Origin of the sequence: Mesorhizobium sp. L-8-10 (assembly GCF_016756635.1) — a bacterium.
Classification (GTDB): Bacteria; Pseudomonadota; Alphaproteobacteria; order Rhizobiales; family Rhizobiaceae.
In genome coordinates, this window is record NZ_AP023263.1 from 4,564,300 (window position 1) to 4,579,350 (window position 15,051).

Here is a 15,051-nt window from a genome sequence, read left to right on the forward strand (position 1 = left end):
ATCTCGCCAGAGCGCCGCGCGTCCTTTCGGACGCGCGGCAAAGGGTGCTCTGCCACTATTGAGTTGCGCATCGAAAATCGATTCCGATTTTCGGGCCGATGCGGAAGATCGACTGGGGAGCCATGCCGACGGACCGTAACCTTCGCGACTGTTTGATAGGCCGGTTGCGCCGGCTTACGGGCGTCCGCCGGTCATGATCACCACCAAGCTGCAGCCGCCGCATCTGCGCGATGTCCTGGTCAACCGCCCCCGGCTGCTGCGCATGCTCGACGCGGCGACGGCAGGTAAGCTGGCGATCGTCTCTTCCCCGGCGGGTTTCGGCAAGTCGACGCTGCTGGCTCAATGGGCAGCGGGCCACAACGCTTCGCGCGTTGCATGGCTCTCGATCGACCCCCCTGACAACGATCTTGCCCGCTTCCTCAAATACCTCGCCGCCGCCTTGCAGCGCGTCGACCCGACGCTCATCGAGAATGCGGAGGCGCTGATCGATTCCAGCCCGGTCACGCCGGTCGATTCCATACTCACCGGCATCATCAATCACCTGTCGCGCGCATCGACGCCGATCTTCCTCGTGCTCGACGACGCCCATCTGATTGTCTCGACTGAAATCGCCTCCTTCCTCAACGCGCTCGTCGCCTATGCGCCGCCCGCATTGCGTATCGTGCTCGCGACGCGCGGCGACCTGCCTCTCGAACTCTCCAATATGAAGATGAAGGGGCATGTGCTCAGTCTCGGAGACGCCGACCTGCGGTTCTCGCTCGAAGAGACGGAAGACTATCTGACCGGCGTCTGCGGCCTCGATCTGAACATCTCGGCTGTCGTCGCGCTGCATCACAAGACCGAGGGCTGGCCGGCCGGCTTGCAACTCGCATCCCTCGCGCTCGCTCATGAGGGCTCGAAGGAAGCCTTCATCGCCGACTTCTCTGGCAGCCAGCGCGACGTCGCGACCTTCCTGGCGCATGACGTGCTGGCGCGGCAATCGACCGAGATCCAGGAGTTCCTGCTGAGGACCTCGATCCTCGATCGCTTTTGCCTCGGTCTCGCCGAGGCCGTCTGCCCGGAGATCGATGGCAGGGCGGCCCTTGCCGGGGTCGAGCGCTCGAACCTGTTTCTCATCGCGCTGGACTCCTTCGGCCACTGGTTCCGCTACCATCATCTTTTCGGCGAGTTCCTCCGCGACAAGCTGGCGGTCTGGCCGCCGGAGCGGCGCGCGGCCCTGCACCGGTGTGCCGCCGACTGGCTCGCCGAGAACGGACATGTCTCGGACGCCGTCGGCCATGCGCTCGCCAGCGGCGACAACGATCTCGCTGCCGGCCTCGTGGAAAAATGCGCCATGCCGCTGATCATGCAGGGCCATATCCCGCGGGTCACGGAGTGGCTCAACCAGCTGCCGGGCAGTCTTGTGGAAACGCGGCCGAGATTGCTGCTCGCCCGCGTCTGGGCGCAGTTCCATATGAGCCGTCCGCGCCAGGCCGCGCGCATGCTCAAGCAGGCCAAGGATCTGATCCGTCGCCTCGCCGACGAAGGCGCGCTCGACCGCTCGACCATCCGTTCACTGAAGGCGGAGTTGCGCACGCTCACCGCAGGTGTGATCAGCGCTTCGGACCGGTCGCGGGCGGCGAGCCGGCTCGCGGCGGGCTGGCTCCAGGACTATCCCGAGGAGGAGGCTTTCTCGCGCGGCACGCTCGCCAATATCGGGGCGTTCTGCCACTATTCGCTCGGCGAGCTTGATGCGGCGCGGCTTTTCAGCCTGAAGGCCCGCGACTATCACGGTGCGAGCAATTCGGTTTTCGGGATCGTCTATTCCGACCTGCTGCTCGGACTGGTGGAGATAGCCGCCGGCAATCTCGCGGCAGCGGACGAGTTCCTGGACCGGGCCTGCCGGCTCGCGCGCGAGCGTCTCGGCTCCGGCTCCTACGCGGAAGCGATGACGGCGATCTTCCAGGTCGAGCTCGCTTATGAGTGGAACGATCTGCTGCGCGCTGAAAGACTTCTGTTCCAGCATCGCCAGATCATCGAGGAATGCGGTCTCGTCGTTCACGAGATGGCCTGCAAGTTGCACCTCGCGCGACTGGCCGCCGCGCATGGTCGCCAGGACGAGGCGATCGTCTTCCTGGAACGAGCCGAAAGGCTCGGCATCGAGAAGCGGTACCGGCGGCTGACGGCAAGCGCGCTCAACGAGCGGGTGCGGCTGTTGCTTCTGCGCGGCGACGTGCGCGCGGCAAGGCTCGCCTTGCGCTCGCGCGGCATAGAACCCTCCGGCGAACGCAGCAGCCTTCCGATCCATCCGCTTGAGGAGTATGCCCATATCGGCGCCGCTCGTGTACTGATCGCGGAGGGAAAACCCGTGAACGCCATCGCCATATTGGACCGCGTCGCCGAGCGCATGCGTCAGGATGGGCGCCTCCGCGGTCTGATGCAGGTGAGGGCGCTCGTCGCCATTGCCGCCCATTCAGCCGGGGAGACGCTGCTCGCGCTGGCAGCAACGGTCGACACGGTCACCCTGGCGTTGCCGCAGAACGCGATGCGGTCGCTGATCGACGAAGGCTATCCGATGCGCCAGGTGCTCGAATTCGCCCGTGGGCGCATTCGGGCATGGAGGCGCAGTTCGGAGACGGCGAACTTCGTCGACAGGTTGCTGCGCGAACTCTCCCGCGCCTCGGGCGACCGCATCCGCCCGGCAGCCGTTGGGCAGGCGCCTGCGAAGCGGGCCTTGAGCAGCAAGGAGACGGAGGTCGCCGCCCTGCTGATGCGCGCCTACAGCAATCGTCAACTGGCGCAGTCGCTCTCTATGGCGCCCGACACCGTGAAGTGGCACCTGAAGAACATCTTCGGCAAGCTCGGCGTGTCGAACCGCACCGAGGCGGCCCTCAAGCTGAGGGAAATCGGCCTCGACGGTTCCGTCGAGCGGCCCTTCGCAGGCTGAGTGCTCATGCCAATGGCACTGTACGGCGTCGATCAATTCTTGCTGACCACCCTTGACACCGGCGCCACTACCGTGAATTTTTGACGCCTGCTTTCAACGTGATGAACTGCGTCCACCGACTCCGGCCGTGCCGAGGGATACCTCCGGCAGAACGAGGCCAGCCGTCTCGGCGGGCGGTTTTCTCCGATCCTTCGCGAGGTGTCGGCAGCCAGGCGAGGGCGGCGCAACTGCCGCAAGCATTGCCCCGTCACCCTACTTTCGACGGCATGCCGGAATAACAGGCCCGTCCTGTAAATTTCCAGTTTTTTACAGGACCGCCGGCTGCCCGGGCTCGTACCAACGGTCGATGACGTTGGCACCAATTACCCGGGCGGGTGGGGCAAAAAAAGCCACCCGTTACCCGAAGGTGGCGGGACAAGGGCCGCTATCAGCGCAATCCTCCCCTCCATTGGCATTGTTGCGTGAAGGGACGCGATGGCGACCGGTTTCGTCTTCCACGAACTCTATCTGTGGCACAACACATGGAACTGGGCACAGGTCTTCCCGCCGAGCCTGACGGTGCAGCCCGGCACCCATGCCGAGAACCCCGAAACCAAGCGGCGGCTGCGTAATCTGCTCGAAGTCAGCGGCATCCTCGACCATCTGGTTCCGATCAAGCCACGCCCGGCAACCGTCGAGGAACTGGCCCGGGTCCATACGGCAGCGCATATCGAAAAGATCAGGGAGATCAGCGAACGCGGCTATGGGGACGCGAGTTCGCTCACGCCGCTCGGCGCAGGCAGTTACGAGATCGCGCTGCTCGCGGCCGGCGGCGCCATCGTGGCGATGGATGCCGTCATCGAGGGCAAGGTCGACAACGCCTATGCGCTCATCCGCCCGCCGGGCCACCACGCGACATCAGATGTCGGAATGGGCTTCTGCCTTTTCTCCAATGCCGCGATCGCCATCCGGCATGCCCAGAAGGTGCACGGCATCAAACGGATCGCGACGGTGGACTGGGACGTCCATCACGGCAACGGCGCGCAGGCGGTGTTTTATGACGACCCGAGCGTGCTCACCATCTCGATCCATCAGAACAATCTCTTCCCGGCGAATTCAGGAGCGGTGAGCGAGAACGGGGAAGGCGAAGGCAACGGTTACAACATCAATGTGCCCTTGCCGTCGGGCTCCGGGCCAGGTGCTTACCAGGTCGCATTCGAAAGGGTTGTCCTGCCGGCGCTCGAACGCTTCGGGCCGGAGCTGATCGTGGTCCCCTCGGGCTTCGATGCTTCGGGTGTCGATCCGATGGGGCGCATGCAGATGAACTCCAGCGGATACCGTGTGCTGGCCCGGATGCTGCTCGATGCGGCGCGTGAACTGTGCGGCGGTCGGCTCGTGATGACCCATGAGGGCGGCTACTCCGAAATGTATGTACCCTATTGCGGCCTGGCTGTGATCGAGGAGCTGTCCGGGCACCGGACGGGGGTCGAGGACCCCTGGGACAAGCTCATGGCAGCCTGGGGCGGAATGGCGGCGGAACCGCATCAGCTCGCGGTGATCGACGAGGCGGCCAAACTCGTTACAAACATAAACAAAGCAAGGGGAACAAAGAGATGAAACGCGATTCGAAACTGCAGACACCCAACGTCATCGCGGGCTCCCGCCGCAATTTCCTGATCAAGGGCAGCCTCGCCACTGCGGCCACGCTCACCGGCATGCCCGCCATGCTGTTCACCATGAACGACGAGGCGCGCGCCGAGGGCGATCCGATCCCGGTAGGCCAGTGCGGACCGACCACGGATTTCGCCGCGCCCGACGGCATCGAGTTCAAGAACGGCCTCACGCTTGCCTGCGAGGAGATCAATGCCCTTGGCGGCATATTGGGGCGGCCGCTCGAACCTTCCTTCGAGGACACGGCGCAGATGGGCGACGCGACCAATGTGCAGGCGGCCCAACGCCTGGTCGATCGCTACGGCGTCCACGCGATCCTCAACGGCTACAATATCGGCTCGGGCGCGGCCATCCAGGAAGTGGCCGCCGACAACGGCATCATCTACGTCCACTACGACACCACGATCGGCCACAACGACCTGGTAAAGTCCAACCCCGACCGCTACTGGGGCTCCTTTCAGGGCGACCCGGCCGAATACTGGTATGGGCCCGGCTTTCTGAAGTTCCTCCAGGGTCTCGAAGACTCGGGCGACTGGAAGCGCCACAACAACAAGATGGCGGTCATCCTGTCCGCCGGCGTCTACGCCTCCAACATCGCCAACGCCGTCAAGGAGCAGGCCGGCAGCTACGGCTGGGAGATCAGCCTGTTCGAGACCGTCAGCGTGCCCGCCTCGGAATGGGGGCCGACACTCGCCAAGATCCGGCAGGACCCGCCGGCCGTCATCTGTATCACCCACTTCCTGCCGGCCGACCTCGGCCAGTTCTGTGTGCAGTTCGCGCCCAATCCGACGCCGAGCCTCATCTACATGCAGTACGGCCCGTCGATCCCCGCTTTCCGCGACATCGCAAAGGAAGCCGCCAACGGCATCATCTACGCGACGCTGGTCGGCGCCCTCCAGGACGAGATCGGCACCGCATTCGAGAAGCGTTACAAGGAGAAGTTCGGAGCCAATGCCGGGCACAATTCCGGTGCGCAGCCCTATGACGGCGCCTATGTCTGGGCGACGGCTGCTGCCCTCGCCGGCGGAAGCGGCGAGCCCGGCAATGCTGAGCAGAACCGCAAGGTGGCGGCGCGCATGAGTTCCATGATCTTCCGCGGCGTGACGGGCACGACGCGCTTCATGCCGCTGGAAAATGCCGCCTTCACCTATCCGACCCAGGTGAACGATTCTTCGCTCGGCATGCCGCACCAGTTCCTGCAGATCCATGACTACACCAAGGGACCCGGGCTGATCGCTCCGGCGCCTTACGGCACGACCAAATTCATGCTGCCGCCGTGGATCAAGGCGTGACGCCGGCATGACGTCTGCTGCAGCGGCGATTCCGCTCCTGTCATGCAAGGGCGTCGGCAAGTCGTTCGGCGCGCTGGCGGCTGTGCGCGACCTCAGCTTCGATGTCGGGGAGGGCGAGATCCTCGGCATCGGCGGGCCGAACGGCGCCGGAAAGACGACGCTGTTCGAGGTCATCTCCGGGCTGAACCCGGCGACGGCAGGCACCATCCTGCTCGACGGGCAGGACATCACCCGCCTGGCGCCGGAACGGATCTGCCATGCCGGGGTCGCCAGGACCTTTCAGCTCAATGCCGGCTTCGACAGCATGACGGTGCGCGAGAACGTGCTGGTCGGCGCCTATTTCGGGCGCGATAGTCGTGCGGTGCCGAGCTTGAGGGTCGGGCGCGAGACGCGCGACGCCGCCGAGGGCGCGCTCGGCATGCTCGGCATCGCCGACAAGGCCGACGTCGTCACCTCGAGGCTGCCGGTGCTCGATCGCAAGCTCCTGATGATGGCGACGGCGATCGCCACCAGGCCGCGGCTGCTTCTGATGGACGAACCGGTGGGCGGCCTCACCGCCAAGGAGGTGGACCAGGTGATGGCGGCCGTCCGCGCCATCAAGGCGTCCGGCGTGACCATCATCCTGATCGAGCACGTCATGCGTTTCCTCGTGCAACTCTCCGATCGGGTGATGATCATGCACCACGGCGAGAAGATCTTCGAAGGACTGCCGGCCCAGCTGGTGAACGACCGCACCGTGGTCGATGTCTATCTCGGCGAGGGCGCATCGGAGCGATTGAAGGCATTCATGGAAAGAGCCGATCATGTCTGAACCGGCGCTCCGGATCGAAAAGGCGAGTTCCGGCTATCAAGGCCGCTCGGTGCTTCAGGCGATCGATCTCGTGGTCGCGGATGGCGAGTTGACCGCCATCATCGGCCCGAACGGCCACGGCAAGAGCACCCTGCTCAAGACGATATCGGGTCTGGTGCCGCCGTCTTCCGGCACCATCCTCCATCGCGGCGCGAGGATCGATGGCCACCGGCCCGATGAGATCGTCGAGCGCGGCTTGATCCATGTTCCGCAAGGAGACCTGCTCTTCCCGGCGATGACCGTGAACGAGAACCTGCTGATGGGCGCCTATCGCAAGGCGGCATCGGGCGGGATCGACGAGCGGCTCGATTTCGTCTTTTCGCTCCTGCCGAGGCTGAAGGACCGTCGCAACCAGATCGCGGGAACCCTGTCCGGCGGCGAGCGGCGCATGTGCGGCATTGGACGCGGCCTTATGGCCGGCGGCGACATACTGATGCTTGACGAGCCGTCGCTCGGCCTTGCGCCGATCGTGATCGACCAGATCTACGAAGTGATCTTCGATCTCAGGCAGCAAGGCCGCACGATCCTCCTGGTCGAGGAGAACGCCCAGCGCATCGCCGACCAGGCCGACAGCATCCACCTGCTCGACAATGGCCGTTTCGCCTGGTCGGGCGTCGGCGCGGAGTTGATGGCCCGTCCCGAAATCATCGAAACCTATCTGGGGGCTTAGTCTGATCGATGGATGTCCTGATCCAGATCGTCGCTTCCGGACTGACGCTCGGCGCCATGTATGCGGTCGCGACCGTCGGCCTCTCATTGGTCTACGGCTCGCTCAACATGCTCAACATGGCGCATGGCGCGCTGCTGACGCTCGGCGGCTATATCTGCTACGCGGCGATCACCCATGCCGGCTTCCATCCGGCGTTCGCCCTGATCGCAGCCGCGCTCGTCTGCGCGCTCGCCGGCCTGCTCATCTATCTCGGCGCGGCCTTGCCGCTGCTCAGGGCCGAGAATTTCGAGACCAACATCTTCATCGCCACGATCGGCATCGGCGCCGTCATCGAGAACCTGATGCTGAAGGCGTTCGGGCCCTATCCGATCCCGCAGCCTTTGGCCGTCGCCGGCCATGTGGTCGTCGGCAACGTGCACGTCCCCCTGCAGAACCTCTTCATCCTGGGCGTGGCGCTGGCTTTGATGGCGGCGGTCGCGTTCATGCTGCAGCGGACCCGCATGGGCCGTGCCATCCGTGCGACCTCCATGAACCGCGACGCGGCCCAACTCATGGGCGTGCGCGTCGGCCGTGTCTATGCGCAGGTGCTGGCGCTCTCAGGCGCGCTCGCCGCCGTCTCGGGCGTCATGATCAGCTCGATCGCCACGCTTACGCCCGTCATGGGCGGCGACCCGATGCTGAAGGCCTTCATCATCTGCATCGTTGCCGGGCTCGGCAACGTCTATGGCGCGGTCGTCGCAGCGGTTGCGCTCGGGCTGCTCGAAGCCGCCACGCAATATCTGCTCGGCGTGCGCTGGAGCTTCGCCACGCTTCTCCTCCTCGTGATCCTGGTCCTGATCTGGCGGCCCTACGGGCTGTTCGGACGCCAGCAGGTGGTGCGCCTATGATGCCGCTGCGTCGTGACCTGCTGATCGGCTTCGTCGCCCTGGCCGTGGCGATCACGGTGCCGTTCCTCGTTCCGGGCCGCTACATCGTCACCCAGTCGACGCTGTTCTTCGTATGGGCGATCGTCGTCGTCCAGTGGAACCTGGTGCTCGGCGTCGGCGGCATCTTCTCGCTGGCGCAGATGGCGCTCTTCGCCGTCGGCGCCTATGCGACCGCGATGCTCGGTTTCTACTGGAAGGTGCCGATGCTGGCGGCGATCCCGATCGGCGGGCTGGCCGCCGTCGCGGCCAGCATGCTGATCGGCCTTGCCTGCCTGCGCCTGCGCGGGCCCTATGTCGCGCTGCTGACCCTGGCCATCGCGCAGGTGCTTTACGTCCTCATCGTCAACGACACCGAGTGCTTCACCTCGACGGGCGGCTGCATGCCGCTGTTCGGCGGGGTGAGGGGCATCGGCCAGTTCGGCGACATCGGCCTGCGGGCCTTGTTCCCGTCCAAGTGGTATATGGCGCACTATTTCGTGGCGCTGGCGCTGCTCACGATTGCAGTGGCGTTCTCGATCACCGTCATCCGCGGCCCGCTCGGGCTGGCCTTCCGCGCGCTGCGCGACAATCCCGGCTATGCCGTGTCGCGCGGCATCAGCCGGTTCAAATACCAGCTCTGGATTTTCGGCGTCTCGGCCTTCTTCACCGGCATCGCGGGCGGCTTCTATGCCGTGCATTTCCGCGTGGTCGGGCCGACCGTCTTTTCCTTCTCGCTGCTTCTCTTCCTGATCGCCATGATCGTGATCGGCGGGCTGGGATCGATATGGGGTCCGCTGCTCGGCGCGGCTCTGCTGATGGTCGCCGATGAGGGCATGAAGGAGTTCTCCGACTATCGCAATATCGGGCTCGGCCTGCTGCTGGCGCTGTTCGTGATCGCCTGGCCGACCGGCCTGACGGGATGGCTGGAAAAGCTGCGGCCTGGGCGGAAGTAGCGCTTCGACCTCGGCCCTGCGTCGGCAGGCCGTTCAATGCGATGCCGTACTCGCTTTTATTTGATATTGCCAATGGAACCGGTGAACTCTCTCCGTGTTTTGGTTTGAGGCGGGCTTCCCTACTGCCTAGACCCCCAAGGAGCCCGTTGCTTGCCATCTTGCCGGCTCGTGGCAGCGAGCCGGACCTTTTTGTGAATCTCCCGGTGTCTCTGAAGCGGCTGCGGCCGGAAATAGCATGCCGGCCGTGGTAAAGCCGTCGAAACCCGACACTTCGTGTTCGAGCCGGAATGAACAGCGAAGCTGCCCGGGTGATGGCACTTTGGTCGCAGCCCCCGCCAAATCATTGATTTCTTGCCGCCTTGTCCCCATCTGAGCCACAAAATTGGCCGCCGGTGAGGCCGGGCTCAGAAAGGCGATCCGATTCCGCAGGCACCAAGCCGCCTCGACAAAGTCGAAGCGGATCAGCGGATTTCGATCCTCGTTTGGTCAATCCCGATCGGCGCGCCCCGACACGAATGTAGGTCCATGAACTATCCGCTACACCCTCGGCTCGGCATGACCGGGCAGGATATCACGATTGAGCTTGAGAATGGTCCCGGTCTTGCCGCGGAACTACAGGAGCCTGCCGCCGCTGGAGACGCGGCCTTGCGCGAGGCTGTAGGCTTGGACGAAGCCAGTCTCGAGCCGCGTCTGGACGAGGTAGTCCATGGCCTCAGGGAGACGCAAGCCCCTCGGCCTGCCGGCAAAGGGCGTGAATCGGGACGAGAGGCGGTGCTTTCGCGTGACCCGGTGCGCGCCTATCTGAGGGACATGGGCGCAAGCGCACCGCTTTCGCGAGAGGAAGAGGTGGCGTTGGCGAAGCGCATCGAAGCGGCGCAGAATACGCTGGTGGCGCGGGTGTGCGGTATTCCGGCGGTTGTCGAATGCATTGCCGAGTGGATCGAGAGCATTCGTGAGGGCCGCCTTCGCGCGACCGATGTCTTCGAGCTGCCTTCCGCAAGAGCCGAAGAGACTGCGGATCCCGACGAGCCTGGAGCATCCGAGGGCGACACCGCCGGGTCGCTGCGCGGCACAGCTGCTACGACCTACGGCGAGCAGGTTTCACCGGTAGAGGCGGAGCCGGAAAGTGACCTTGGATCTCTTCTCGACCGTCTTGCCGTCATTGCCGGTGAGATCGCAGCGCTCGGACAGGAGCGCGCTTCCGCCAATGGCGACGATGCCGAGGTGCTTGCCCGGCTGATCGATTTGCTGTCGAGCTTCGCCGAAGCCGCCGCTCTTCCGCTGCGGGCGGACCGGGTGTCTGCCCTCATGGAGATGGTGGACGAAGGAAGCAGGGCCCTTCGTGCCGTGGAGATGAAGCTCGCGACGCTCGCCGCGACCGCCGGAATTGGACGTCGGCAAATGGTTGATTTGCTCGCTGAGCAGAAATTCGACCTCGGGTCGCCCGTGCGAGGAATCGAGCACGGAATAGTCCAGCTGCGCGAGGAATTTGCGGCCGTCGAGAGGCGCGTGGGACTGCCGCATGCGGAGTTCCGGCGTGCTGCCGCTGAAGCCGGAAGGGCTTGGCGCGAGCTAAGGGCGGAGCGCGAACGGATGGTGCGGTCGCAGCTGCCCCTCGTGGTTTCGACCGCCCGCAGATACCAGCGTCGAACCTCGCTGGAGCTCCTCGACCTGATCCAGGAGGGCAATCTCGGCCTCATGCACGCCGTCGAGAAGTACAACTATCGCCGCGGTGTGAAGGTCTCCACCTATGCCGTCTGGTGGATCCGCCAGTCGATTGCCCGAGCGATTACCGACAAGGGCCGCACGATCCGGGTGCCGGTGCACATGGCCGAGACGGCCGGAAAGGTCCTGCGGGAGCGCCGTATCGTCCAACAGCGCGATGGGCGGGATGCCGAAGCGGCGGAGATCGCTAGCCGTACCGGCCTTTCTCTGGAGCATGTCGAGCGGGCTCTGACGTTGGTGCAGGAGCCCACTTCGCTCGACCTTCCGGTGGGCGAGGATGGCGACGCGACACTTGGAGACCTGATCGAAGCGCGCGATGCGGTCAATCCTCACGAGGCGGCCGAGGCCAGCGCGCTCCGGGAATCGATCGCTCTGGCTCTCGGCGAGCTCACCCCGCGCGAGCAGCGCATCCTTCAGATGCGGTTCGGCATAGGCGACTCGTCCGAGCACACTCTGGAAGAGGTCGGCAAGGTGTTCGGCGTCACGCGCGAGAGGATCCGTCAGATCGAGGCCAGGGCGCTCGGCAAGCTTCGCCAAGCGCGGCGGGCGCGTGCGCTTTCCAGCTTCATCGAGCCATGACGCCTCGCGGTGGCTGAGCTTCGCCTCCGGCGGGATTCCCCGGGATGCCTGCCGCTCAGGAGACAATTGTCTCCGGCAGCCAGAGTCGGACAAGCAGTGCGGCAATAGTCGATACTGAAGGTCTGTCCCCTGTCGATATGGTAGTTCCATTTCCTGTCCATCCGATGCTTCCCTGTGCCTTGCCCGAGCCAGGGCAGGCCACTTCCGCCGCCATCGACCGATGGGTGTCATCGCCATCGAAGCTGGTCGCGCAGCCACCTCGCTTTCTTCGGCTGCCTTGACCAATCGAAGGTCGCCGGCACCGTCTCTCTTTCGGCTTGTCTGACCGAATGCACCTCCAGTTTGACGGGGATCAAGGTTGCCGAACCTCGGATCGGCAACACTGGCTCTGAACAGCAAGGATGAATTGAATGGCCTCAAGATCCGGTAGGTCGACGGTCTGGTTCGAGGAGATCGGGCGAGGTGATGTCGGGCGTGTCGGCGGCAAGAACGCTTCTCTCGGTGAGATGGTGAGGCAGCTTGCGCCAAAGGGCATTCGTGTTCCCCCTGGCTTCGCCGTGGACGCCGAGGCCTATTGGACGTTCGTGAGAGCCAACGGCCTGAAGCAGCGGATTCAGGATCTCCTTGGCGAATTGGACCGAGGCAAGCTTGCTCTTGCCGAAGCGGGCAAAGCGATCCGAGAGCTTTTCCTGCGTGCCGACTGGCCGGAGGACCTGGCGAACGAGATCGCTCTCGCCTATCGGGAGCTTTGTCGGCGGAGCGGGCGGCCGCAGGCAGATGTCGCGGTCCGGTCCAGCGCGACGGCCGAGGATCTGCCCGACGCCAGCTTCGCCGGCCAGCAAGAGACCTTCCTGAACATTCGCGGCGAAGAAGCGCTGCTTAAGGCGTGCCGCGGCTGCTACGCTTCCCTCTTCACCGACCGCGCCATCAGCTATCGGAATGCGAAGGGGTTCGACCATATGAGCGTTGCCCTGTCGATAGGAATTCAGCTCATGATCCGTTCCGATCTCGGTGGCTCGGGCGTCATGTTCTCCATCGACACGGAGACCGGTTTCAAGGACCTCGTCCTGATCGATGCCAGCTGGGGATTGGGGGAGAACGTCGTCCAGGGCATCGTCGATCCCGATGAATACCAGGTTTTCAAGCCGCTCATCTCCAATCCTGCCCTCGTGCCGATCGTCGGCAAGAAGCGCGGCAGCAAGTTGCAGAAGCTGATCTACGCAGCTGGCGAGAAGCCGACCCGCAACGTACCGACGTCGCAAGCCGAGCGCGTGGCCTTTGTGCTCGAGGATGCGGAAATCCTGGCGCTCGCCAGATCGGCTGCCACCATCGAGGCGCACTACGGATGCCCGATGGACGTCGAATGGGCCAAGGACGGCGAGACGGGCGAAATCTTCATCGTCCAGGCGCGTCCGGAAACCGTCCAATCGCGCCGCGAGGCCGCGGCTTTCAAGTCTTACAGGATTACCAAGGCAGGTCGCAGGCTGGCCAGCGGGCTTGCCATCGGCGATGCCATCGTTGCCGGCCGTGTCTGCCTGGTGGAGGATCCCGGCGACATCGAAGGCTTCGAAGACGGTGCAATCCTCGTTACCCGGATGACCGACCCGGACTGGGTGCCTGTCATGAAAAGGGCGGCGGCGATCGTGACGGATCATGGCGGCCGTACCTCGCACGCCGCCATCGTCAGCCGGGAGCTTGGACTGCCGGCGATCGTCGGCACGGGGAACGCCACCGAGCGACTGCACGACGAACAGGACGTTACGGTCTCCTGCGCGGAAGGAGATCAGGGATTCGTCTATGAAGGGGAGGCCGCCTTCGAGACCGATGTGGTCGATGTGAACAACCTGCCGACCACGCGCACCGAGCTCATGCTGAACCTGGGAAACCCGTCCGCGGCACTGCGGTGGTGGCGCCTTCCCGCGGACGGCGTCGGCCTCGCCCGAATGGAGTTCGTCGTCGGCAACCACATCCGCGTCCATCCGATGGCGCTCGCGCGCTTCGATCGGCTCAAGGACGAGGCGGCAAAGCGCGAGATCGCGACGCTTACCGCCGGTTTTCCGGACAAGACGGAATACTTCGTCGATGGGCTTGCGCGCGGGCTTGGGCGTATCGCGGCGGCGCTATACCCGAAACCGGTGATCGTGCGCATGAGCGATTTCAAGACCAACGAATATGCGGGATTGATCGGGGGCGCGGAGTTCGAGCCGACGGAAGAGAACCCGATGATCGGGTTCCGAGGCGCCGCCCGCTACTACTCGCCGCGCTACCGGGACGGCTTCGCGCTCGAATGCCGTGCCCTGCGGCGCCTGCGTAACGAAATGGGTTTCAGCAACGTCGTGGTCATGATCCCCTTCTGCCGATCGATCCGCGAAGCCGACCGTGTGCTTGACGTCATGGCAGAGAATGGGCTGCGGCGCGGGGAGGACGGGCTCCAGATCTTCGTGATGTGCGAAGTGCCATCCAATGTGATCCTCGCTGCGGAATTTGCGAAACGCTTCGATGGTTTCTCGATCGGCTCGAACGATCTTACGCAACTGACCCTTGGCGTCGATCGCGACTCGGCCGAACTGGCCAGCCTGTTCGACGAACAGGACGAGGCGGTGAAGTGGATGATCGCCAATGTCATCACCGCCGCCCGAACGGCTGGCGCAAAAATCGGCCTGTGCGGCCAGGCGCCGAGCGATCATCCCGAGTTCGCGGCGTTTCTCGTTGAATGCGGTATCGATTCGATTTCGGTCAGCCCCGACAGCTTCATCGCGGTGAAGCACAAGATCGCGGCGGCCGAAGCTGCGGCAGAAGCGGAGAAGGCAAGATGAAAGCCAGCGACATCATGACGGTCGGGGCGATCACCGTGCGCCCCGACAGCACGGTCGGCTATGCGGCGCGTGTGATGGTCGAGCACGGGGTCAGCGGTCTGCCGGTCGTTGACGCGCGGGGCAATCTGGTCGGTATCATCACCGAGGCTGATTTGCTGCGGCGCCCGGAGACCGGAACCGCAGGCCGGCGATGGCTCGACTTCTGGCTGGATACCGACGAACTGGCGCGTCAATACGCGCGCGAACATGGACGTAAAGTGGAAGATGTGATGAGCCGCAACGCGGCGAGCGTCGGACCGGATACGGACGTGCGGCAGATTGTCGAACTGATGGAAGCGCGCCAGGTAAGGCGCCTGCCCGTCGTGCGTGAAGGTCAGGTGGTCGGCATCGTAAGCCGCGCCAATCTGTTATCCGCCCTGGTGCGCCTGGCAGGCGAAACTCCGCAGCCGGTTATCGATGACCTTGCCATCCGCCAGAGCGTCATCGACGAGATCGCCGGCAAGGCGTGGGCGCCCGGCTCGACCATCGACATCCTGGTGCGAGACGGCGTTGTGACCCTGAACGGAAGGGTGACGACCGAGCAGGTGCGCGAAGCGGTTCGCGTCGCTGCCGAAAACGCGCCTGGCGCGGTGCGCGTCTGGGACAATCTCCAGGTCGCCGACGCCCCCGTGGATTGATCCGGCGG

General features: G+C 64.5%; 10 protein-coding genes. All 10 read left to right on the forward strand.

The window, feature by feature from the left end:
* Positions 1-193: 193 nt before the first annotated feature.
* Entirely contained in the window at positions 194-2,926 is a 2,733-nt protein-coding gene (locus tag JN280_RS21015; protein ID WP_202304879.1) for a LuxR C-terminal-related transcriptional regulator, read from the forward strand.
* Between the two features lie 474 nt (positions 2,927-3,400).
* Entirely contained in the window at positions 3,401-4,522 is a 1,122-nt protein-coding gene (locus JN280_RS21020) for a class II histone deacetylase (RefSeq protein ID WP_202304881.1), read from the forward strand.
* Positions 4,519-5,868, forward strand: coding sequence for an ABC transporter substrate-binding protein (locus JN280_RS21025; protein ID WP_244741837.1), 1,350 nt, complete (start codon positions 4,519-4,521; stop codon positions 5,866-5,868). Before JN280_RS21020 ends, JN280_RS21025 begins: the two co-directional genes overlap by 4 nt.
* Before the next feature lie 7 nt (positions 5,869-5,875).
* Entirely contained in the window at positions 5,876-6,679 is an 804-nt protein-coding gene (locus JN280_RS21030) for an ABC transporter ATP-binding protein (protein ID WP_202304883.1), read from the forward strand.
* Complete coding sequence (locus JN280_RS21035; protein WP_202304885.1) at positions 6,672-7,388, forward strand: ABC transporter ATP-binding protein; 717 nt, start codon at positions 6,672-6,674, stop codon at positions 7,386-7,388. The genes JN280_RS21030 and JN280_RS21035 overlap by 8 nt, the downstream gene beginning before the upstream one ends.
* A gap of 8 nt (positions 7,389-7,396) precedes the next feature.
* Entirely contained in the window at positions 7,397-8,275 is an 879-nt protein-coding gene (locus JN280_RS21040; protein WP_202304887.1) for a branched-chain amino acid ABC transporter permease, read from the forward strand.
* The gene (locus JN280_RS21045; RefSeq protein ID WP_202304889.1) at positions 8,272-9,246 is read left to right on the forward strand and encodes a branched-chain amino acid ABC transporter permease; all 975 of its coding nucleotides are present in this window, start codon (positions 8,272-8,274) and stop codon (positions 9,244-9,246) included. Before JN280_RS21040 ends, JN280_RS21045 begins: the two co-directional genes overlap by 4 nt.
* Before the next feature lie 525 nt (positions 9,247-9,771).
* Complete coding sequence (locus tag JN280_RS21050; RefSeq protein WP_202304891.1) at positions 9,772-11,550, forward strand: sigma-70 family RNA polymerase sigma factor; 1,779 nt, start codon at positions 9,772-9,774, stop codon at positions 11,548-11,550.
* A 410-nt stretch (positions 11,551-11,960) separates the two neighbouring features.
* On the forward strand, positions 11,961-14,366 hold the full coding sequence (ppsA, locus tag JN280_RS21055) for a phosphoenolpyruvate synthase (protein ID WP_202304893.1): 2,406 nt from the start codon (positions 11,961-11,963) through the stop codon (positions 14,364-14,366).
* On the forward strand, positions 14,363-15,043 hold the full coding sequence (locus JN280_RS21060; protein WP_202304895.1) for a CBS domain-containing protein: 681 nt from the start codon (positions 14,363-14,365) through the stop codon (positions 15,041-15,043). Before ppsA ends, JN280_RS21060 begins: the two co-directional genes overlap by 4 nt.
* Positions 15,044-15,051 lie beyond the last annotated feature (8 nt).